Consider the following 22,149-nt stretch of genomic DNA (forward strand, 5'->3'; position numbering starts at 1 on the left):
AGAGGGGACCTCCCCTTTTTTTCTACATAATGAAAAGGTTGTCCAAATGAAGAGAGGTGCATTTTGTGGCTCATTCTCATAACGGAAAGGTATATGAAGGTGTGCTGCATCAGCTGAAAGCATATATTGAGACGAATCATTTGAAGCCTGGAGACAAACTTCCATCTGAGCGAGAGTTGAGCGAGCAACTTCAAGTTGGCAGATCTTCAATCCGTGAAGCTTTTCGGGCGATGGAGTTGTTGGGGCTGATTGAGACTAAACGTGGAGAAGGAACATTCATGAGAGCTTACAGGCCTTATCATATGGTCGAGTTACTCTCCAACTTTTTATTGAATGAGTCAAGAACCCGAGAAGAGCTTGTAGCAGCTAAACGAATGCTTGAGAAAGAAGCATTGATGAGGGTGGCAGGCAAGGTTTCAACAGACCAAATAAAGGTCGTTGATCATATTTTCGAAGAGTTCAATGGAGAAGAGATGCACCTGAAACTTTTTCATTATTTATTTGAAGTTTGTGGACAACACTTGCTGTTGTCTATGTGGCAATTTATATCTGGATTTACGAAGACAGTTCATATTATAGAATATGACGCAGATTGGTATGAATCTGTCCGACATTTGTTGCAATCTGGCACACCAGAAGATGTGCTCGATTTATTTGCCACTCCTTGATTGTCGAATAAGTTCGACATGAACAGAGAGATTCTGAGAAGTCGTTCATGTATATTGGAAGAAAGGAAGCTTTGTCCCAAAGGAGGAAATCACCTTGCTAAGAGATTTTTTCAGCAAGAAAAAACGCTATGCATCCATACCTAGACAAGAAGCAAAAAAGGATGTACCAGAAGGGCTTATGCAGAAGTGCCCAAACTGCCAGAAGATTTTTTACAGAAAAGAATTACAACGAAATATGAATGTATGCCCACATTGTGACCATCACCACCGTCTAACTGCATACGAGCGGTTGCAGCACTTATTTGATGAGGGTTCCTTTGAAGAATGGGACAAGCATATGATTTCAAATAATCCTCTTCAATTTCCAGAATACGAGGAGAAGTTAGAGAAAGACCGACTGAAATCTGACTTGAACGAAGCTGTAGTAACTGGTAAAGCATCCTTAGAAGGGAAAGAAACAGCTGTTGCAGTGATGGATGCTAGATTCAGGATGGGAAGTATGGGATCTGTTGTAGGAGAAAAGATCACCAACGCCATCGAAAATGCGAGGAAACAAAAAATTCCTTTCATCATTTTCACAGCTTCTGGAGGAGCACGTATGCAAGAAGGTGTGCTCAGCTTAATGCAGATGGGTAAAACATCCGTTGCCTTGCAACGACTGCATGCAGAAGGTGGCCTGTTCATTTCGGTAATGACCCACCCGACAACTGGAGGAGTATCTGCAAGCTTTGCATCCCTAGGAGATTATAATTTTGCAGAGCCGAAGGCGCTGATAGGCTTTGCAGGGCGTCGTATCATTGAACAAACCATTCGGGAGAAGTTACCTGATGACTTCCAAACAGCCGAGTTTCTTTTGGAACACGGTCAACTTGACAAAGTAGTGCATAGACATGAGATGCGCTCGACACTAAACACCGTATTGGATGTTCATACTCCGGGAGGTGGAGAAGAGTGAAACATGTATTGGAATTTGAAAAGCCAGTTATCGAACTTCGAGATAAAATAGCGGAGTTGAAGAGACTGACGGATAACAGTGAGATGGATTTAAGTGACGAGATTGTGAAGCTCGAAGCTCGCCTTGAGAAACTTGAAACGGACGTCTATGACCGCATGCAGCCTTGGGACCGCGTCCAAATGGCCCGCCATCCGGAAAGGCCCACAACTGCAGATTACATCGAGCATCTGTTCACTGACTTCTTAGAACTTCATGGGGACAGGTTGTATGGTGATGATGAAGCGATCATATCAGGAATTGCCAAGTATAAAGGCAAGCCTGTTACTGTGATCGGCCATCAGCGTGGTAAAGATACGAAGGAGAATATTCGCCGTAATTTTGGAATGCCTCATCCTGAAGGGTATCGTAAGGCGCTCCGTTTAATGAAGCAGGCGGAGAAATTCCATCGCCCGATTATCACTTTCATTGATACGAAGGGCGCTTACCCAGGGAAAGCAGCAGAAGAGAGAGGTCAGAGTGAAGCGATCGCAAGGAACCTGATGGAAATGGCCGGACTGACCGTCCCGATCATCTGTATTGTAATCGGAGAAGGGGGTAGCGGCGGTGCACTAGGACTCGGAATTGGTGATCGTATCTTCATGCTTGAAAATTCAACCTACTCCGTCATTTCTCCAGAAGGTGCGGCTTCTATTCTTTGGAAAGACGCAGCCTATGCTCAAAAAGCTGCAGAATCCATGAAAATCACTTCTTATGACTTGAAGAATTTAGGGATTGTAGACACTGTTATCCCTGAGATCAGAGGCGGTGCTCACCGAGATATCGCTGCTCAGTCTGAGAACATTGATCGGGTAATTGAGGAAGCTTTGAATGAACTTACAGATCTAGGTGACTCCCAGTTATTAGAAGGGCGATTTGAGAAATATAAAAACATTGGCGAATATACGCATCTTGATTTATAATAGGTACGGTTGAAAGAATACAGTTCCCATTTAGTGGAAGAAAGTCGCACAAACCTAGTGCGACTTTTCGCATCTTGAGGGGTTGGTAACGCTATCATTTGCAAATGATATACTCCTTTTTCGTAAGTTGCGCATGCTAAAGGTAAAACAGTGGTAGTTGAAAATAGGTTTCGCTAAACCCTTGGGTGGGGACAGAATAACTAGTCAAACTTTTGAGGTGATGAGAATGAAGAGAATCGGTGTACTTACTAGTGGCGGCGATGCACCAGGCATGAACGCAGCTATACGTGCTGTCGTCCGTAAAGCGATCTATCATGGCTTAGAAGTATACGGAATTAAGTATGGCTATCAAGGTTTAATTGATGGCAATATCGAAAAGATGGAACTCGGTTCTGTCGGTGACATCATTCAGCGCGGTGGTACGAAGCTATACTCTGCGCGATGTGAAGAGTTCAAAACCGAAGAAGGTCAGATGAAGGGTATTGAACAGCTTAAAAAACATGGTATCGAGGGCTTGATTGCAATTGGTGGCGATGGTACTTTTATGGGGGCCAAGAAAATAACCGAAAAGGGCTATCCTTGTATAGGGGTACCGGGCACTATTGACAATGATATTCCTGGTACAGATTTCACTATTGGATTTGATACAGCATTAAATACCATTATTGATGCCATCGATAAGATAAGAGATACAGCTACTTCCCATGAACGCACTTATGTCATTGAAGTTATGGGACGAGACGCTGGTGATCTTGCGTTATGGTCAGGTCTTGCAGACGGTGCGGAAAGTATCTTAATTCCTGAATCAACCGATCAGATGCAAGAAGTAGTAGACCGTTTGAAGCGCGGGCATGAGCGTGGTAAGAAGCACAGTATTATCATTGTTGCAGAAGGCGTCGGCAGTGGTGTCGATGTAGCGCAGCAACTTGAAGATGAGACGGAGCTTGAGACACGAGTAACGGTTCTAGGTCACACTCAGCGCGGTGGATCTCCTTCAGCAGCTGACCGTGTGTTGGCGAGTCGTCTAGGTGCTCATGCGGTAGACTTACTTCTTAATGGACATGCAGGGCGAATGGTAGGTATACAACAAAACCTGCTCGTCGATCATGATATTATCGATATTTTGAATACCGAGCATCAAGTTGATTTGGATATGTATCGTCTTTCTAAAGAGTTGTCTATATAATATGCAAGTGGTACTAGAGGAGGAGAATAAAGATGTTTAGAAAAACAAAGATTGTAAGTACGATTGGTCCAGCTTCAGAATCTGTTGAGAAGCTGACGGATCTCATTAATGCAGGCATGAACGTTGCTCGCCTGAATTTCTCTCACGGTGACTTTGACGAGCATGGCGCTCGTATTAAGAACATTCGCGAAGCGGCAGCGGCTACTGGTAAGACGGTTGCGATCCTTCTTGATACGAAAGGACCTGAAATTCGTACAGGCACGCTAAAAGAAGGAGAAGTCTATCTTGAAAAAGGGTCTACTGCTTATGTAAGCATGGATGACATCGAAGGAGATGCAGAGCGTTTCTCTGTCACTTATCCTGGATTGATCAATGATGTACACCCTGGATCTAAGATCCTATTGGACGACGGTCTAGTTGAACTTGAAGTAGAAGAAATTGATAAAGACAATAATGAAATCAAGACGACGGTTCTAAACAATGGACCACTTAAAAATAAAAAAGGTGTTAACGTACCGAATGTCAGCGTGAACCTTCCAGGAATCACGGATAAAGATGCGAAAGACATCGAATTCGGTATTGAGCAAGGTGTTGACTTCATCGCTGCTTCTTTCGTACGTCGTGCTTCTGATGTTCTTGAAATCAAAGAACTGCTAGAGAAACACGATGCACTTGATATCCAAATCATTCCTAAGATCGAGAACCAAGAAGGTGTCGATAACATCGATGAGATTCTTGAAGTTAGTGACGGTCTTATGGTTGCACGTGGAGATCTTGGTGTTGAAATTCCAGCAGAAGATGTACCGCTTGTACAGAAAGAGCTTATTAGAAAATGTAATAAAGCAGGTAAGCCAGTCATCACCGCTACACAAATGCTTGATTCCATGCAGCGCAACCCTCGTCCGACTCGTGCGGAAGCATCCGACGTTGCGAATGCGATTTTCGATGGTACAGATGCGATTATGCTATCTGGTGAAACGGCAGCAGGGGATTACCCAGTAGAAGCTGTTCAAACGATGCACAATATTGCAAGCAAAACAGAAACTGGTCTAAACCATAAAGGTATTTTGGATGATCGTTCGAAGCATAGTGATATGACGATTACAGATGCGATCAGCCAATCTGTTACACACACAGCAATCAACCTGGATGTGAACGTCATCGTGACGCCGACAGAAAGTGGACACACTGCACGCATGATCTCCAAGTATCGCCCGAAAGCTCCTATTGTAGCGATTACGGCAAGTGAAAAGGTTAACCGCAAGTTGTCCCTTCTTTGGGGTGTATATGCTGTAATGGGAGAACGTGCTTATTCTACAGATGAGATGCTTGATCTTGCTGTTGAGAAGAGTCTTTCTGCCGGAATGGCGACACGCGGTGATCGCGTCATCATCACAGCTGGTGTTCCAGTAGGTGAAAGTGGAACGACTAACCTGATGAAAGTTCACGTCATTGGCGATGTACTGATCAAAGGTCAAGGTGTCGGTCAGAAAAGCGCTTATGGAAGAGCGATCGTTGCCAAGAACAGTGAAGATGCAAACAACCGAGTAGAAGACGGAGATATCCTTGTCACTGATGCAACGGACCGCGATATGATGCCGGCTATTGAAAAAGCGGCAGCACTCGTTACTGTGGAAGGTGGACTGACATCTCACGCAGCTGTCGTTGGCCTAAGCCTTGGAATCCCGGTTGTCGTAGGTGTGAAGGATGCTCTTGATGTGATTCAAGATGGTTCTGACTTAACCGTGGATAGCTCTCGTGGTGATATCTACGAAGGTCATTCCAGTGTAATATAAGTTCAAAGCTAAAGCGGAGAGGGTATCCTTCTCCGCTTTTTGTATCTTTATAATGCCCCGTCGCCTATATTCCTTTTACTTTATGAATAGCACTGTACAGGGTATAATAAAGAAAAGAATCAAGGAAAGGGAGATCGTATGTTTCGCTGGTTATTACTGTTTATATTAATTGTACCAGCATTGGAGATAGGGGTGCTCATATGGGCTGGTAATTGGATGGGTCCATGGTGGGTGATCTTATTGATCATTGCAACAGGAATCATCGGTGCTTGGCTCGCCAAGCAGCAAGGTCTCGAGACCATTCGGAATGTACAAGATTCCATGTCTAGAGGGCAGCCTCCTCAAGATGCTTTGCTTGATGGAGCTTGTATCCTTGTTGGCGGTGCTGTGCTTTTGACACCTGGATTCATAACGGATGCCATCGGGTTCATTTTGCTCGTGCCAGCTACCCGTGCACCTATTAAACGTTTACTAAGGAAAGTTATAATGCGGATGATGGACAAGGGTTCTGTGACCATTTATCGTCGATAATTAGAAAGGCATTCTCTTAATAGGAGAATGCCTTTTTTGCTCGGGAGCATACCATGTTTATATACGGGTCCTTCCCATGATAAAATCGATCGCTAAATGAAAAACACCGGAAGAGTGCAAGGTTTTGATGCAAACAATGATAAATGGGCTTAATACCATTCCGTAAACGCCTAGCAATTGAAACCCGAGGAAAAGTCCCATAAGCAGAAACACCGGATGTACCCCGAAATGAGAGGCGAGCAGCTTCGGCTCGAGTACTTGCCTCGTCAAGACGACAATCATATAGAGAATGCATAACCCGATGGTCAAAGGAAAGTTTCCTTGGAAAAATTCGAAAAGTGCCCAAGGAATAAAAATGACTCCTGTGCCGATATAAGGGATGACATCGACGACTGCTGCTACCATCGTAATACTCAATGTATGTTCGATACCTAATATAGAGAGGCCAACCCAAATCAACAAGCTTGAGATCAGGACAAGGATAGCTTGAGCCTTCACAACACCTGCCATCGTCTCCTTAACCTGTTTCGGTATTAGTCCGGCGGTATCACGGAAGAAATCTGGTGTCAGAGTGTTCCATACTGAATGGAGCTTGTCCCAATCCTTAGTGAAAAAGAACGTTGCAAGAGCAGCTACAATGATAGATGTCATAGACATAGGCAGACTGGCGAGTCCAGTAGAGAGCGCACCAAATAGTGAGTCGATAAATGCAGAAGAAAGTTCGCTTATCTTGATTTGGATAAGGGAAAGAGTATCCTCTAAAGAAAAGTGATTCGATAGTTCCAGCGAATTAAGCCAAGTCTCTAGTCCTCTGGTTGCCTGAATTAGAATGGATGCGAGCTGTTCGATCACATGAGAAACGAGTTTTTCGACTTTTATGGGGATATCTTTACCGATGACTTGGATCCCATTAATTGCTTCAACTATCACTAACAGAATAAGAGAGACAATCAATGAACCTAAGAGGACTAAAATAAACAAGCTGGCAAGTGACCTTGGTAGATGAAACCTGACATGTAGTAAGTTTACGAAAGGTTGTACACTCCAGGAGATAAAAAGAGCAATGATGAAAGGAGCAAGATACCTCCATGTGAAAAAGCCGGCATATAGAAATCCAATCAATGAAACAAGCAATAACAAGAATCTAAATACGCGTGAGTATAGAGGGCTGTTCAAGGCAAACCTCCTTTTGTACCAAAGATAGACAAGAACATCTTAAAACTTGATTCCTTCGATAAAATACCAGAAATTAACCGGTTTCAATTCACATTCTCTTCAGAATACTTTATAATTGAATTTGGGGTTCATTTCCTAATCGTTCATACCGAAAAAGTAAAGCGTTTTCTTGTCGAATGGACAGGAAGACTTTTGAATTACTTAAAAGGAGAGATTGTATGGCATCTACTAAAGGTTTAGAAGGAATTACAGCAACGGATTCATCTATTAGTTCAATCATTGATGATAAGCTTACATATGTTGGCTACGACATCGATGATTTAGCGAATCACTCTAGTTTTGAAGAAGTTGTCTATTTACTATGGAATCAAAAACTTCCAACTTTAAGCGAGTTGAATGAATTCAAAACTGAACTCATTTCAAATATGGATATACCTTCAGAAGTGATCAATCACTTGAAATCGTATGACCTATCCACTGTACACCCGATGGCTGCTCTTCGCACAGCAGTATCTATGCTTGGGTTGTTCGACCCGGAATCGGATGTAATGGAGGAGGCTGCCAACAAGCGTAAGGCGCTCAGACTTCAAGCGAAAATCCCTACAGTAGTAACTGCTTTTGCACGTATTCGAAAAGGAGAAGAACCTGTATCTCCGAAGAAAGAATTAAGCTTTGCGGCGAACTTCTTGTACATGTTGAATGGGAAAGATCCAGAAGACATCGAAATAGAAGCATTCAACAAAGCGCTTGTCCTTCATGCAGACCATGAATTGAACGCATCTACGTTCACAGCCCGTGTTTGTGTTGCAACACTTTCTGATGTGTATTCAGGAGTTACGGCTGCAATTGGCGCACTAAAAGGTCCACTTCACGGTGGGGCAAATGAGCGCGTTATGAAAATGCTAACGGAAATCGGCAGCGTTGATAATGCAATTCCTGCGATTGAAGAGAAGTTAGCAAATAAAGAGAAAATCATGGGTATGGGCCACCGTGTATACCGTACGGGAGATCCACGTGCCAAACACCTTAAAGAAATGTCTCGTGAACTTACAGAACTTACAGGTCAATCTAAGTACTATGATATGTCTGTTAAGATCGAAGATTATATTAAAGAGAACAAAGGACTTCCGGCAAACGTAGACTTCTACTCTGCATCTGTCTATCATAGCCTTGGAATCGATCACGATATTTTCACACCGATCTTCGCTGTGAGCCGAGTTTCTGGTTGGTTGGCACATATCTTAGAGCAATACTCAAACAACCGTCTGATCCGTCCTAGAGCGGAATATGTAGGACCTAAAGGGCAGACCTACACGCCAATTGAGGACCGCTGATAACACATCGGACAGAAATCAGACAGACTTTTTATTCTTTATAGTTTAACGTATGATAGAAGAGGATGTATCATCCCAGAAAAGTATGCAAACATTTTTAGGAGGGTTTCCATTGTCACAAGCAGAAAAAATTTCAGTAGAACAAAACGGAGAATTGAACGTACCTAATCGTCCAGTCATTCCTTTCATCGAGGGGGATGGAATCGGTCCCGATATTTGGGCAGCAGCGAGCCGAGTAATTGAAGCGGCAGTTGATAAAGCATATAATGGCGAAAAGTCAATCGAGTGGAAAGAAGTGTACGCTGGCCAAAAAGCTTACGATAAAACAGGCGAATGGCTTCCAGAAGCAACACTTGATACGATTCGTGACTATAAAATTGCAATCAAAGGACCACTAACAACCCCAATCGGTGGAGGAATCCGCTCCTTGAACGTAGCACTTCGTCAAGAGCTGGATCTGTTCACTTGCCTGCGCCCTGTCCGTTACTTCGAAGGAGTGCCTTCTCCAGTGAAGCGCCCTGAAGATACAGATATGGCTATCTTCCGTGAAAACACTGAAGATATTTATGCAGGTATCGAATGGCAACAGGGTACACCTGAAGTGAAAAAAGTCATTGAGTTCCTTCAAAATGAGATGGGTGTACATAACATCCGCTTCCCTGAAACGTCCGGTATTGGTATTAAGCCAGTTTCAGAAGAAGGTACGAAGCGACTAGTTCGTGCTGCAATCGACTATGCATTGAACGAAGGTCGTAAGAATGTGACGCTCGTGCACAAAGGAAACATTATGAAATTCACAGAAGGCTCTTTCAAGAACTGGGGTTATGAAGTAGCCGAAGAAGAATACGCTGATAAAGTATTCACATGGGCAGAATACGACCGTATTGTTGAAAAAGAAGGAAAAGACGCAGCGAACAAAGCACAGGATGCTGCAGAAGCAGAAGGTAAATTGATTGTGAAAGATGCAATTGCTGATATCTTCCTTCAACAAATCCTTACTCGTCCGAAAGAATTTGATGTAGTAGCTACAATGAACCTTAATGGTGACTATATTTCTGACGCACTTGCAGCTCAAGTTGGCGGAATCGGAATTGCACCGGGAGCTAACATCAACTTCGAAACTGGACATGCTATTTTCGAAGCTACACACGGAACAGCACCGAAGTATGCAGGAATGGATAAAGTGAACCCATCTTCTGTTATTCTTTCTGGTGTCCTTATGCTAGAACACCTTGGTTGGAGAGAAGCAGCTGAGCTTATCTCAAATTCCATGGACAAAACGATCGGAAGTAAGACGGTCACATATGACTTCGCTCGTATGATGGACGGTGCTACGGAAGTGAAATGTTCTGAATTCGGTGATGCATTGATTCAAAACATGGGTTAATCTCCAGTGAATAATAGAGGCTAGAGTTAAGCGGGGTAGCTTCTCTCTAGCCTCTTGTTGTATGATTAAGTTCCTACACAAAATGTATGATTAGGAAAGGGGATTTCTATGGCTATTCGAAGAAATAAAATATCCGTTATAGGAGCGGGTTTCACAGGTGCAACGACTGCGCTTATGGCCGCCCAGAAAGAGCTGGGAGACGTCGTACTTGTGGACATCCCAGACATGGAGGATCCAACGAAAGGCAAGGCGCTGGACATGCTGGAAGCAAGTCCGGTCCAAGGTTTCGATGCTAAGGTGAAAGGTACTTCCAGTTATGAAGATACAAAGGATTCTGACCTAGTCATCATTACAGCCGGAATTGCGCGTAAGCCTGGCATGAGTCGAGACGACCTAGTCGCAACCAACGCTAAAATCATGAAAAGTATAACGAAGGAGATTGTTACATACTCTCCTGATTGTTATATCATTGTTTTGACAAACCCTGTTGATGCGATGACATATACAGTATTCCAAGAGGCGGGATTACCGAAGAACCGCGTTATTGGGCAATCGGGAGTACTGGATACGGCAAGATTCCGTACGTTTGTTGCAGAAGAATTGAACGTATCGATCAAAGATGTGACAGGATTCGTTCTTGGAGGCCATGGTGATGACATGGTACCTTTAACACGATACTCCTTTGCTGGAGGAATCCCTTTAGAAAGATTGATTTCAAAAGATCGTTTGGACGCTATCGTAGAGCGCACACGTAAAGGTGGAGGAGAGATTGTAGGCTTGCTAGGTAATGGTAGTGCTTACTATGCACCAGCAGCTTCCCTTGTCCAAATGGCAGAGGCGATCTTGAAGGATCAGCGTCGTATATTGCCAGCCATCGCATACCTAGAAGGAGAATACGGATACGAAGGAATTTACCTTGGTGTTCCTACTATTCTTGGAGGTAATGGAATTGAAGAAGTGATTGAGCTGGAATTGACGGAAGATGAGAAGCAGCAATTAGATCAATCAGCTGACTCTGTTAAAAACGTGCTGAATGTATTAAAATAAGAGTAGAAGGATTCGGGGTTGTCCTCGGATCCTTTTTTACAACGATAACAGAAAACGCTTTCAAAGAGGTGAGGGTATGTTAGATAAGAAGAGAAAGTTAGGTAGAAAGTTGAAAGATATCAAAGTCGGGGAAACGTTCACCACATCCTTTACTGTAGAGGATCGGGATCTACTGATGTATCTAGGGTTGACCGATGATGCAAACCCTCTTTATATTCAACACGACTATGCATCTCAAACTCCATTCAAAAGACCGGTTGTACCGAGTGTGATGGTTTTCGGTATGGTTTCATCTATCGTGTCCATGCATTTGCCTGGACCAGGCAGTCATATTGTCAAACAAGAGTTGGAATATCCGAAGCCGGTATACCATTATGCGGAAGTCCGCTTTAATGTTGAAATTAAAGAGGTCGATATGGATAATCATTTAGTTCAAATGCAAGTGACTGGTTACGATAATGAAGGGGATGAAGTCGTGAGAGGCAACCTTGCTATTCAGCCTCCATATGAGCCGAGTTCCATGAATGCAAATTCTTTGGAGAATTTCTATTAAGAGAAGGAAGGCTGAGACAAGCCTTCCTTTTTTATATGGTTTATTATTAATAATTCAAAGACTAAGACATTACATTAGTCGGTGTATTAATGCTGTAAATACACATACTTGATACAAGCCCTATATTAAGATTCAGTAAATATCATTAACATCCGTGTTCAAATTGTAAACTTCATTGTATGATGAATGTAACTTGTAGCTTGGAGTGATAGGAATGGAACAAAAGATACTTATAGTGGACGATGAAGAATCGATCGTAACGTTACTGAAATATAATATTGAACAAGCAGGGTATGAGACAGAAGTAGCATATGCAGGAAACGATGCACTAGAGAAAGCATCCGAGACTTCGTTTGATTTAATCGTTTTGGACGTCATGCTTCCAGGAATGGATGGGATGGAAGTGTGTAAGCAGCTCCGTCAGAAACAGGTTGATACACCAATTTTGATGCTTACGGCAAAAGATGATGAATTTGATAAAGTATTAGGGCTTGAACTAGGTGCGGATGACTACCTGACGAAACCCTTCAGTCCTCGTGAAGTAGTAGCGAGAATAAAGGCTATTTTGAGAAGGATGGTAAGGGAACCAGCAGAAGTGGAAGAAGATTTTATCAAGATTGCCGATTTAACAATCTATCCAGAGCAATATGAAGCCACCATTAAAGAAGACCCATTGACCTTCACACCGAAAGAGTTTGAACTTCTTCTCTACTTAGCAAAGAATCTGGGACGTGTGTTATCAAGGGATCAGTTGCTCAGTGCCGTATGGAACTATGATTTTGCCGGGGATACGCGAATAGTGGATGTTCACGTCAGTCATCTTCGTGAAAAAATCGAACCGGATACGAAGAAGCCATCCTATATCAAGACGATTCGTGGTCTTGGCTATAAAATGGAGGAGCCGAAATAGATGTCTTCCAATACGAGACCGCTATTAACTTATACAGTTCTAGTTGTCATCGTTATGATTGGGCTTGGGATCCTTCTGGCACAACTAACTAGAGGCTACTTCGTTAACATCTTTGAACAACGTATTGAAGTAGAGAGTCAATACTTTGCTAATTACATTGAACAATATGCAAAAGACAATGACGTGAACGAAGCTGAGTTATTGGACTTCAGTGAACAGTTCCAGACAGGGATGGTCCTTATTTCGGATGATGGTGAAGAATTGATCAATACACTAGAAGTCCTCCCGACCATCACAGAGGAAGAAAAGCAATCTATTGTTGCACAGGCAATGGAAAGTGATTCTGTCGATCAAGAAGGTAGAATCGTGGATAATGTATTCTACTATCCAGTGAATATCGATTACGAGCGGATAGATGGGACGTTACTTCTGCTATCTCCTGTGAAATCGTTGACGAACATTACGAAAAATATCTGGTTACTGATCGGAGTTACCTTACTACTCGGTTTGCTTGCTATTTTCTTCATAGGTTTCAATATTTTCTCTAAATACATTCGGCCGATTCGTTCTGCTTCTGTGGTTGCAACGGAGCTTGCGGAAGGGAACTATAAAGCCAGAACCTATGAGGGACACTTCGGAGAAGCTGGTCAGCTGAGTCGTTCGATCAATATTCTTGCGCGCAATTTACAGGAGATGACCAGTACTAAAGGAATGCAGGAGAATCAGCTGGAAGCGGTCATCAACAATATGGGTAACGGTCTCGTATTAATTGATGAGAAAGGTTATATTCTGCTCGTGAACCGAGCCTTCCTCGAAACCTTTGGTGGCGACGGCGATGAATACATCAGTTATTTATATCACGATGCAATTCCTCATACTGCCATCCATGATACTGTGCAGAAGATCATTATGTTTGAAGAGACCATTAGTGAGACGTTCGTTCTTCCGGTAAATATTAATCGGAAACACTTGGAAGTAACCGGTGCTCCTATCTTAAGTGAAAATCAAAAGTGGAAGGGTGTCGTGCTCGTATTTCATGATATTACAGAACTGAAACAATTGGAGCAAATGCGTAAAGATTTTGTTGCGAATGTTTCGCATGAATTGAAGACCCCGATCACATCGATTCGTGGCTTTTCGGAAACATTGCTGGATGGTGCAATGAAAGATGAGGCTATGCTTGAACAGTTCCTTCAAATCATTCTAAAAGAGAGTGGAAGATTACAATCCCTTATTCAAGACTTGCTGGAGTTGTCTAAACTCGAGAGGGAAGACTTTCGTTTGAATATAGAGTCCATAGACATTCACAAGTTGTTGGAAGACCTGACTCCAATTGTGAAGCAGCATGCCGAACAAAAAGGGGTAAAATTAGAAACAGACTTACAAGGTGAATCCTATATAGAGGGAGACTCGAGCCGTCTCAAACAGGTGTTTATGAATCTGTTGACGAATGCTGTGAATTATACACCTGAAGGAGGGACGGTATCCGTTACCCTAGAGGATACTAAGAACCTTACGAGGGTTTCCGTTTCAGATAATGGCGTGGGAATTCCAGAAGAAGAGATCTCCCGTATCTTCGAAAGATTCTATAGAGTCGACAAAGCCAGAAGTCGTAATTCCGGTGGTACAGGTTTGGGGTTAGCTATCGTGAAGCATATAGTGGAAGGGCACGATGGTACGATTCATGTGGAGAGCGAAATTGATCGCGGAACGACATTTCACGTGGAAATTCCCAAGAAGTTTACAGAAAATTAATAGTTAGTTCACTTTGTGTTCATATTTGTTTGTTAAATTACCTATGAAACCCTTTCATCCAAGGTGTTTTCTCTTTTAGACAGAAGCTTCCCTCGCTTCTGTCTTTTTTTATGTCATATTAATTTATCGTCATCTTTATGAAATAATTTGTAAAACTAAATAGGTAATCCGGGATTTTTGAATAGTAACGCTTGTACGTCTTTTTCTTCTCTACTGCAATCATGGTAGAATAAAGAAAAAAGACGTATTTTAATGTTTAGAGGAGTGGATGGAATGGCTGAAAAAGTTGTATTAATAGATGGGAACAGTATTGCCTATCGGGCGTTTTTCGCCTTACCTTTGTTAAATAACGACAAAGGTGTTTACACAAACGCCGTATACGGTTTTACAACAATGCTTTTAAAGATACTTGAAGAGGACAAGCCTGATCATCTGCTTGTTGCATTCGATGCAGGAAAGACGACGTTCCGACACGAAACGTACAAAGAATATAAAGGTGGCAGACAGAAGACACCTTCTGAACTTTCCGAACAGTTTCCTGTTCTGAAAGAATTGCTGGATGCTTTCGGGGTGAAATATTACCAGCTCCCTCAGTATGAAGCGGATGACATCATCGGTACCCTAGCAACAAAGGCTGGAGATAAAGGGTTGGACGTTAAGGTTATCTCAGGAGATAAAGACATGTTACAGCTCGTAAGTGATAACATCACAGTTAGCTTAACGAAAAAAGGGATCACGAATGTCGATACATATGATCCTGCTTTCCTTATGGAAAAGATGGAAGTACGTCCTGATCAAATCATCGACCTAAAAGCCTTGATGGGAGATAGTTCAGATAACATCCCTGGGGTTCCAGGCGTCGGAGAAAAAACGGCTGTTAAACTACTGAAACAATTCGATAAATTAGAACAAGTCTACGATAATCTAGGAGACGTGAGCGGAAAGAAATTGAAAGAGAAGCTAGAAACTCATAAAGATGACGCGTTCATGAGTAAAGAACTTGTTACGATAAACCGAACTTCACCGATCGAAGTTACATTAGAGGACCTCGCTTTTCCTGGATATGAATCACAGAAGGTGACGCAATTCTTTAAGGAATTAGGGTTCCAATCCTTGCTTTCCAGAGTGCAAGGGGAGGAGGGCGAGACGACACAAGACTTGCCAGAGATCAAGGTGGAGAAGGTGGAAGAAATCACCTCTGATTTATTCACTGGTAAGGAGTCTATGGTTGTCGAGATGTTATATGATAACTACCATCAAGCCCCAATCGAAGGGATAGCGATTGTTAATGACGATCATAAATACGTCATGACGATTGAGCAGGCAGCTGAATCGGAGGCGTTCAAAGCGTGGGCGGAAGATCCAAGTCAAGAGAAATGGGTGTTTGATGCAAAAGCAGTGACAGTTGCTTTGCTTCGTTACGATATCCATGTAAAGGGTATTTCTTTTGATTTACTACTTGGCTCTTATTTAATAAATCCCGCAGAAAATAATCACGATATCCCAGCTATAAGTCATCGTATGGGAGAAACAGGTGTCCAGTATGATGAGGAAGTGTATGGTAAAGGGGCCAAGATGAAGCGTCCTGATGATGAGGACACATTCCATCATCATATAGGGCGTAAGGCAGACATGGTCTACCGGCTGAAGAGTGTAGCAGAAGATCAATTAAAGCAAAATGAACAGTTCGATTTATACAAAGAACTGGAGATGCCTCTTGCCCTCATTCTCGGTCAAATGGAACATCGAGGCGTACTTCTTGATGTAGATCGCTTACGAGGCATGGGAGAAGAATTGGAAGGAAGACTCGAAAAGGTCAAGGCCGAGATTTACGAGCTTGCCGGAGAATCGTTTAATTTAAACTCTCCGAAGCAGTTAGGACCGGTCCTTTTCGAAAGGCTAGAGCTTCCTGTTATTAAAAAGACAAAGACGGGTTATTCTACATCAGCTGATGTGCTGGAACAATTGCAAGACCAACATGAGATTATCCCTAAGATCCTCTTGTACAGGCAGTTAGGGAAATTGAAGTCTACCTACATTGAGGGACTTCTAAAAGTGGTGCACGAAGATTCGCACAAAATTCATACCCGCTTCAACCAAGCCTTAACTCAGACCGGGCGATTAAGTTCCATCGACCCGAACTTACAGAATATCCCGATTCGCTTGGAAGAAGGCCGTAAGATCAGACAGGCATTTGTTCCTTCCAAGGAAGGTTGGGTCATGTTTGCAAGTGACTATTCTCAGATTGAGCTGAGGGTGCTCGCTCACATTGCTCAAGATGAAAAACTGATGGAGGCCTTTAAGGAAGGGTTGGATATCCACACTCAAACAGCAAGTGAAGTGTTCGGGGTCAGCCAAGAAGAGGTCACAGGAGACATGCGTCGTCAGGCGAAAGCGGTAAACTTCGGCATTGTCTATGGTATTAGTGATTATGGGTTGTCTCAAAGTCTTGGAATCACAAGGAAAGAAGCACAAGCTTTTATCGATAAGTATTTTGAAAGTTACCCAGGAGTCAAAGAATATATGGATGAGACTGTGAGAGAAGCGAAGCGTACCGGTTACGTTACAACATTTATGAACCGAAGAAGGTACCTTCCTGATATCACAAGCCGCAACTTCAATAAGCGTAGTTTTGCAGAGCGTACGGCGATGAACTCACCAATTCAAGGAAGCGCAGCGGATATTATCAAAAAAGCGATGATTGACCTTGACCATCGATTGAAAGAAGAAAATTTCGAAGCGCGCATGCTTTTGCAAGTGCACGATGAATTGATTTTAGAAGCACCTGAGGAAGAAATAGAAAAGCTGAAAGAGGTTGTAGCATCCGTCATGGTGGAAACGGTCGATCTTGATGTACCGCTTGAGGTCGATTATTCCTACGGTCCTACCTGGTACGATGCGAAGTAAGTGAGGAGAATGAAACATGCCAGAATTGCCAGAAGTCGAAACAGTTAGACAGACGCTCCTTCAACTTGTCAAAGACAAGACTATCGAGCGGGTGTCTGTTTATTGGGGAAATATTATCAAGCGTCCTTTAGATCCTGAGGAGTTTAAACGACGACTGCAAGGTCAAACGATAGTAGATATTAAGCGAAAGGGGAAGTTCATGATTTTTGAGCTGAGCGACCTCTCTCTCGTTTCACATTTGCGAATGGAAGGAAAATTCGGCGTATATGATGCATCAGTAGATAAACCGAAGCACACCCACGTCATCTTCCACTTCACAGATGGAACAGAGCTAAGATATGACGATGTTCGGAAATTTGGAACGATGCATATTTTCAACAAAGGGGAAGAGTTCCAAGAGAAGCCGCTCAATCAGCTTGGACCTGACCCGTTTGATGAAGCATTCACGCTCGAATATTTCCATAACAAGCTGAAACGAACCACGCGGAATATAAAGACTGTATTACTCGACCAATCAGTCGTGGCAGGACTAGGGAATATCTATGTCGATGAAGCACTCTATAAAGCTAAGGTACACCCTGAGCGATTGGCCAACACCCTCTCGATTGAAGAGGCGGAAAGTCTCAGAGAAGCTAGTATTGAAATTATTGAAGAAGCTGTACGCCAAGGTGGAACGACCATTCGCTCTTATCTAAATAGTCAAGGGCAGATCGGCATGTTCCAACAGAAGTTGAACGTGTATGGTAAAGAGGATACAAACTGTGCGACGTGTGGATCTGAAATTGTGAAATTGAAGGTAGGGGGCAGAGGGACACACATCTGTCCGACTTGTCAGAAGTAATCACACCTTAGACCAGAGCCCATATACTATTCCATCTCTTTAAATCGGACCAGAGGTGACGTATATGGGCACGGTGATCTTTACGTTTTTATTTGTACTCGCGGTAAGCATAGATAGTTTCGGTATTGGTTGTGTGCTTGGTATGCAAGGTGTCCGAATTCGGTTGGGTGGCATGTTGCTCATAGCCATGTTATCTGGAGTCGTATTCTGTATTTCCTCCTACTGCGGACACTTCCTCTTGCGTTTCATATCTCCTGAGGCCGCAGAGCGTATCGGCGCTCTTGCATTAATCATGATTGGCGCTTATTTTCTGTGGCAGTATTTCAGAAAGCCGAATGACGCAGGAGGGGATGAGCCATGGCTGCATCCTGAGCGGATTTTGAACGACCCGCTCGCTGCTGATGTCGACCGGTCAGGCGGGATCGTCGGTAAAGAAGTCTGGCTGCTCGGAGCGGCCCTTTCGCTGGATACTGTCGGAGCTGGGGTGAGTGGTGCATTCGTAGGCATTTCTCCTTTCTTGACGGCTGTTCTCATCACGATCTCAACCTGTCTGATGCTTTTTACAGGAGTTACGTGCGGGGCGAAATGGAATGAGAAAGCTGCAAGTGTTTCTATCTTACCTGGAGTACTATTAATCATTATCGGACTAATAAAGCTAGCATAAAGGATGAATATCATGACACTCGTGATCGGTTTAACTGGTGGTATTGCAACAGGGAAAAGTACGGTATCTAATATGTTTCAGGAATTCGATATTCCTGTCATCGACGCAGATCAACTTTCGCGCGATGTGGTGGAGCCGGGTCAGAAAGCTTATGAAGAAATTGTACGCACGTTTGGAGAACGCGTACTCCATGATAATGGAGAAATTGATCGTAAAGCACTTGGCAGCATCATTTTTAAAGAAGAAGAGAAGCGTAAGCAACTGAATGCGATTGTTCACCCTGAAGTAAGGAAGGAAATGGTGGACCAGCGTGACCGTTTCAAACAAGAAAATAGAAAAGCGGTCGTTCTAGATATACCTTTGTTATTTGAGAGTGAACTGATGGACTATGTGGACCGTATTCTCGTGGTCTACGTAGATGAAAAAACACAGCTCGAACGATTGATGGAAAGGGACCAGTCCGCTGAGAAGGAAGCGATGCAACGTATTCAGTCCCAGATCCCAATTTCATCAAAGCGGGAAAGAGCGGATGAAGTGATTGACAACACAGGAACAATCAATGATAGTTTTAAACAATTAGAAGACATACTTCATCGGTGGGATATCGTATAATAACACGTCGGGGTGACCCTGACGTGTTTTTTTCTTTTTATTCGTAAACTAAATCGAAAAAGCGCTTACAATATGTTATACTATTTCTGAAAAAAGCGATTAAAGAGTATATCATATATAGGGGGCTAGGGTGATGAAGAAGACAAAGATTGCCATTAATGGCTTGGGTAGAATAGGGAGAATGGTATTTAGAAAGGCAGTAACAGATAATTCTTTAGATTTGGTGGCTGTTAATGCTAGTTACCCTGCAGAAACCATTGCCCATATGTTGAAGTATGATAGTGTCCATGGACGCTTTGATGGGGAGATCTCTTCGACGGAAGACGGGATTGAAGTGAACGGGAAGACGGTAAAGCTTTGTTCCACCCGTGACCCATTAGAATTACCGTGGGCAGACTTAGGTGTAGATATTGTAATCGAAGCAACTGGAAAGTTCCGTACACAAGAGGAAGCGGAACTTCATTTAGAAGCAGGTGCGAAGAAAGTCATCATTACAGCTCCTGGAAAAGGGGTCGACGCTACGGTGGTAATGGGTGTCAATGAAAAGACCTACGTACCGAAAGAACATGATGTTATCTCAAACGCCTCTTGCACAACGAACTGCCTTGCTCCTGTTGTGAAGGTGTTAGAAGACAGGTTCGGCATTGAGAATGGACTTATGACAACAGTTCACGCATTTACTAATGACCAGAAAAACCTCGACAATCCCCATAAAGACCTACGACGAGCAAGAGGATGCACGCAATCCATCATTCCTACCTCTACAGGAGCGGCGAGAGCCCTTGGGGAGGTCATCCCTAGTATAAAAGGAAAGCTTAATGGAATGGCTTTGAGAGTGCCTACTCCTAACGTTTCATTGGTGGACCTTGTCGTCGATTTGAAACAAGATGTAACGGCTGAACAAGTAAATCAAGCTTTTCAAGATGTAGCTGAGAACGAGATGAAAGGAATACTAGAGTTTAATGACGAACCGCTTGTTTCGATCGATTACACGACTTCTCCTTCATCCGCGATAATCGATGGTCTATCTACCCAAGTAGTGGAGGACAGGAAAGTGAAAGTGCTTGCTTGGTACGACAATGAGTGGGGCTATTCCTGTCGCGTAGTAGACCTGGCAAAATACGTCGGTCAATTCATGCAGCAAGAACGGACGGCTCGCGTTTCTTAACTAGCCAATTCGCCTATTGTGTCCTATAATGAGGAGCAGGGAAAATAAACCATCCAGTTTTTTAGGTTTATCGAAATAAGCCTTGCAATATGGGGATAAACCGTATATACTTCTTTTTGAACTTCTGATTTATATGGATATCATGTCTACTCAAAGGGTTAGGACCTCTCAGGACTAACTTTCCCCCGTGGTAGTTCATGACTGTCATTTAGAAGCAGATAGAAGTTAATGTACAAAGGGGGATCCTGAAATGGATACAATGGGAAGACATGTAATTGCTGAACTTTGGGATTGTAATGAAGACAAATTGAACGATATGTCGTATATAGAGCAAGTTTTTGTGGATGCAGCACTTAAGGCTGGTGCAGAAGTGAGAGAGGTTGCTTTTCATAAATTCGCCCCTCACGGTGTCAGCGGAGTTGTCATTATATCAGAATCACATTTGACGATTCACAGCTTTCCGGAACATGGATATGCAAGTATAGATGTATACACTTGTGGAGACCGGATTGATCCAAATGTTGCCGCGCATTTCATCGTGGAAGCTTTGGAAGCTGGAAGAAACGAAACGGTCGAAGTACCAAGAGGTATGGGACCAGTTGAAGTACAACAGTCCCGAGCCTTATAATAATGAAACCCAACCGAAAGCCACGCAGCCAATCGATACGCTGTGTGGCTTTTGTCATCTCTACAAGGTATCTTTCCCTCTTTCTATGAAACGTGTTAAAATGGAGAAAGAATATGTCGAATGGTAGGAAAGGGTTGGGGGATTTGAAGGCATTTATTTCGAAGTATCTGAGTAAACATTCAGAAACAGATGAACAACATAAAGATGAACAACTAGTTACACATTATTACAAAGCCAAACGAGACGATGTCTTTCAAGCGGTGGAAGAGCTGTTCTCATCATCTACAATCGCAGGATCTTCAAGAGAACGAGGCGAAATCACTGTTAGGTATAAAGGGAAAAGAAAAGCATTCGTTGTGGCAACAGTCATCATGGTTCGACCGTTTCGTACAGCTGTCGATTTCTCGGTAACAACCGATTCTGGTGGCCCAGTTGACTTTGGTTACAGTCGGAATTTGATCCTTAACTTTTATGATCAATTGGACCAAAAGTTTACGGTCATCGACCCCGATTAATATTAAGAAGACGACGTGGAGTTGATCAAATTTGAAATGTCCTAATTGCCACTATAAGAGCACGAAAGTCCTTGACTCCAGGCCGATTGAAGAAGGACAATCCATTCGAAGACGTCGGGAGTGCGAGAAGTGTGAGTTCCGTTTTACGACGTTTGAACGAATAGAGGAAGTGCCTCTTATTGTTGTGAAGAAAGAAGGAACAAGGGAAGAATTCAGCCGTGAGAAGCTGATGCGGGGCTTAATCCGTGCATGTGAAAAGCGCCCTGTTGCTGTAGAGGAATTAGAGAGAGTTACCCTAGAAGTGGAAAAAGAACTTAGGAACCGCGGGGTTTCGGAGGTTATGAGTAAAGATATCGGTGAAATGGTGATGGCGAGATTGTCTGATATTGATGAAGTGGCGTATGTACGTTTCGCTTCGGTGTATCGTCAATTCAAAGATATTAATGTATTCATCGATGAATTGAAAGAATTAATTAAACACGAAGATGAGGAGTGAGCCTTGAGGTGGCTCATTTTCTTTTTTCAATCCATTAGAAACGAAGATGTTAAGCAGGATC

21 protein-coding genes are annotated in these 22,149 nt (G+C 43.1%); 20 read left to right on the top strand and 1 reads right to left on the bottom strand.

All coding sequences use genetic code 11. The features are described 5' to 3' along the window. Nucleotides 1-65: 65 nt before the first annotated feature. The 6 genes from E4663_RS03420 (at nt 66) to E4663_RS03445 (ending at nt 6,095) form a co-directional block, all read left to right on the top strand. A complete protein-coding gene (locus E4663_RS03420) occupies nt 66-668 on the top strand; it encodes a FadR/GntR family transcriptional regulator (RefSeq protein WP_135326691.1) in 603 nt (200 codons plus the stop codon). 94 nt (nt 669-762) lie between these two features. Beyond that, nucleotides 763-1,623 (top strand): acetyl-CoA carboxylase, carboxyltransferase subunit beta, encoded by an 861-nt coding sequence (accD, locus tag E4663_RS03425; RefSeq protein WP_135326692.1) that lies wholly within the window; start codon nt 763-765, stop codon nt 1,621-1,623. Then, nucleotides 1,620-2,582 carry an acetyl-CoA carboxylase carboxyltransferase subunit alpha gene (locus E4663_RS03430; RefSeq protein ID WP_079479437.1) on the top strand — a complete coding sequence of 321 codons (963 nt, stop codon included), beginning with the start codon at nt 1,620-1,622 and terminating at the stop codon, nt 2,580-2,582. The genes accD and E4663_RS03430 overlap by 4 nt, the downstream gene beginning before the upstream one ends. 226 nt (nt 2,583-2,808) lie before the next feature. Further along, nucleotides 2,809-3,768 carry a 6-phosphofructokinase gene (pfkA, locus tag E4663_RS03435; RefSeq protein ID WP_079479438.1) on the top strand — a complete coding sequence of 320 codons (960 nt, stop codon included), beginning with the start codon at nt 2,809-2,811 and terminating at the stop codon, nt 3,766-3,768. 32 nt (nt 3,769-3,800) lie between these two features. Then, complete coding sequence (pyk, locus tag E4663_RS03440; RefSeq protein ID WP_135326693.1) at nt 3,801-5,564, top strand: pyruvate kinase; 1,764 nt, start codon at nt 3,801-3,803, stop codon at nt 5,562-5,564. A 138-nt stretch (nt 5,565-5,702) separates the two neighbouring features. Next, the gene (locus E4663_RS03445; protein WP_079479440.1) at nt 5,703-6,095 is read left to right on the top strand and encodes an FxsA family protein; all 393 of its coding nucleotides are present in this window, start codon (nt 5,703-5,705) and stop codon (nt 6,093-6,095) included. A gap of 57 nt (nt 6,096-6,152) precedes the next feature. On the opposite strand, the gene ytvI is transcribed toward E4663_RS03445, so the two are convergent. Next, the gene (gene ytvI / locus E4663_RS03450; protein WP_135326694.1) at nt 6,153-7,271 is read right to left on the bottom strand and encodes a sporulation integral membrane protein YtvI; all 1,119 of its coding nucleotides are present in this window, start codon (nt 7,269-7,271) and stop codon (nt 6,153-6,155) included. 218 nt (nt 7,272-7,489) lie between these two features. Between ytvI and citZ the strand changes: the two genes are divergently transcribed. The 14 genes from citZ (at nt 7,490) to nrdR (ending at nt 22,088) form a co-directional block, all read left to right on the top strand. After that, entirely contained in the window at nt 7,490-8,605 is a 1,116-nt protein-coding gene (gene citZ, locus E4663_RS03455) for a citrate synthase (protein WP_079479442.1), read from the top strand. A gap of 112 nt (nt 8,606-8,717) precedes the next feature. Continuing rightward, nucleotides 8,718-9,992: an NADP-dependent isocitrate dehydrogenase gene (icd, locus tag E4663_RS03460; protein ID WP_135326695.1), complete on the top strand. Its 1,275-nt coding sequence runs from the start codon at nt 8,718-8,720 to the stop codon at nt 9,990-9,992. A gap of 108 nt (nt 9,993-10,100) precedes the next feature. Next, a complete protein-coding gene (mdh, locus tag E4663_RS03465) occupies nt 10,101-11,039 on the top strand; it encodes a malate dehydrogenase (protein WP_135326696.1) in 939 nt (312 codons plus the stop codon). A 76-nt stretch (nt 11,040-11,115) separates the two neighbouring features. Further along, entirely contained in the window at nt 11,116-11,592 is a 477-nt protein-coding gene (locus E4663_RS03470) for a MaoC/PaaZ C-terminal domain-containing protein (protein WP_135326697.1), read from the top strand. Between the two features lie 214 nt (nt 11,593-11,806). Then, a complete protein-coding gene (locus E4663_RS03475; protein WP_079479446.1) occupies nt 11,807-12,502 on the top strand; it encodes a response regulator transcription factor in 696 nt (231 codons plus the stop codon). Then, on the top strand, nt 12,503-14,257 hold the full coding sequence (gene pnpS / locus E4663_RS03480) for a two-component system histidine kinase PnpS (protein ID WP_135326698.1): 1,755 nt from the start codon (nt 12,503-12,505) through the stop codon (nt 14,255-14,257). 273 nt (nt 14,258-14,530) lie between these two features. Beyond that, entirely contained in the window at nt 14,531-17,164 is a 2,634-nt protein-coding gene (gene polA / locus E4663_RS03485; protein ID WP_135326699.1) for a DNA polymerase I, read from the top strand. A gap of 16 nt (nt 17,165-17,180) precedes the next feature. Next, a complete protein-coding gene (gene mutM / locus E4663_RS03490) occupies nt 17,181-18,005 on the top strand; it encodes a DNA-formamidopyrimidine glycosylase (RefSeq protein WP_135326700.1) in 825 nt (274 codons plus the stop codon). A 64-nt stretch (nt 18,006-18,069) separates the two neighbouring features. Continuing rightward, complete coding sequence (locus E4663_RS03495; RefSeq protein WP_079479450.1) at nt 18,070-18,669, top strand: manganese efflux pump; 600 nt, start codon at nt 18,070-18,072, stop codon at nt 18,667-18,669. 12 nt (nt 18,670-18,681) lie between these two features. After that, nucleotides 18,682-19,281: a dephospho-CoA kinase gene (coaE, locus tag E4663_RS03500; protein ID WP_135326701.1), complete on the top strand. Its 600-nt coding sequence runs from the start codon at nt 18,682-18,684 to the stop codon at nt 19,279-19,281. Nucleotides 19,282-19,414: 133 nt separating this feature from the next. Then, the gene (locus E4663_RS03505; protein WP_135326702.1) at nt 19,415-20,449 is read left to right on the top strand and encodes a glyceraldehyde-3-phosphate dehydrogenase; all 1,035 of its coding nucleotides are present in this window, start codon (nt 19,415-19,417) and stop codon (nt 20,447-20,449) included. Nucleotides 20,450-20,699: 250 nt separating this feature from the next. After that, a complete protein-coding gene (gene speD / locus E4663_RS03510) occupies nt 20,700-21,077 on the top strand; it encodes an adenosylmethionine decarboxylase (protein WP_079479453.1) in 378 nt (125 codons plus the stop codon). A gap of 143 nt (nt 21,078-21,220) precedes the next feature. After that, nucleotides 21,221-21,592: a cytosolic protein gene (locus E4663_RS03515; RefSeq protein WP_079480865.1), complete on the top strand. Its 372-nt coding sequence runs from the start codon at nt 21,221-21,223 to the stop codon at nt 21,590-21,592. A gap of 31 nt (nt 21,593-21,623) precedes the next feature. Beyond that, on the top strand, nt 21,624-22,088 hold the full coding sequence (gene nrdR / locus E4663_RS03520) for a transcriptional regulator NrdR (RefSeq protein WP_079479454.1): 465 nt from the start codon (nt 21,624-21,626) through the stop codon (nt 22,086-22,088). Nucleotides 22,089-22,149 lie beyond the last annotated feature (61 nt).

The sequence above is a fragment of the Halobacillus salinus genome (assembly GCF_004684905.1).
GTDB classification, from domain to species: domain Bacteria; phylum Bacillota; class Bacilli; order Bacillales; family Halobacillaceae; genus Halobacillus; species Halobacillus salinus.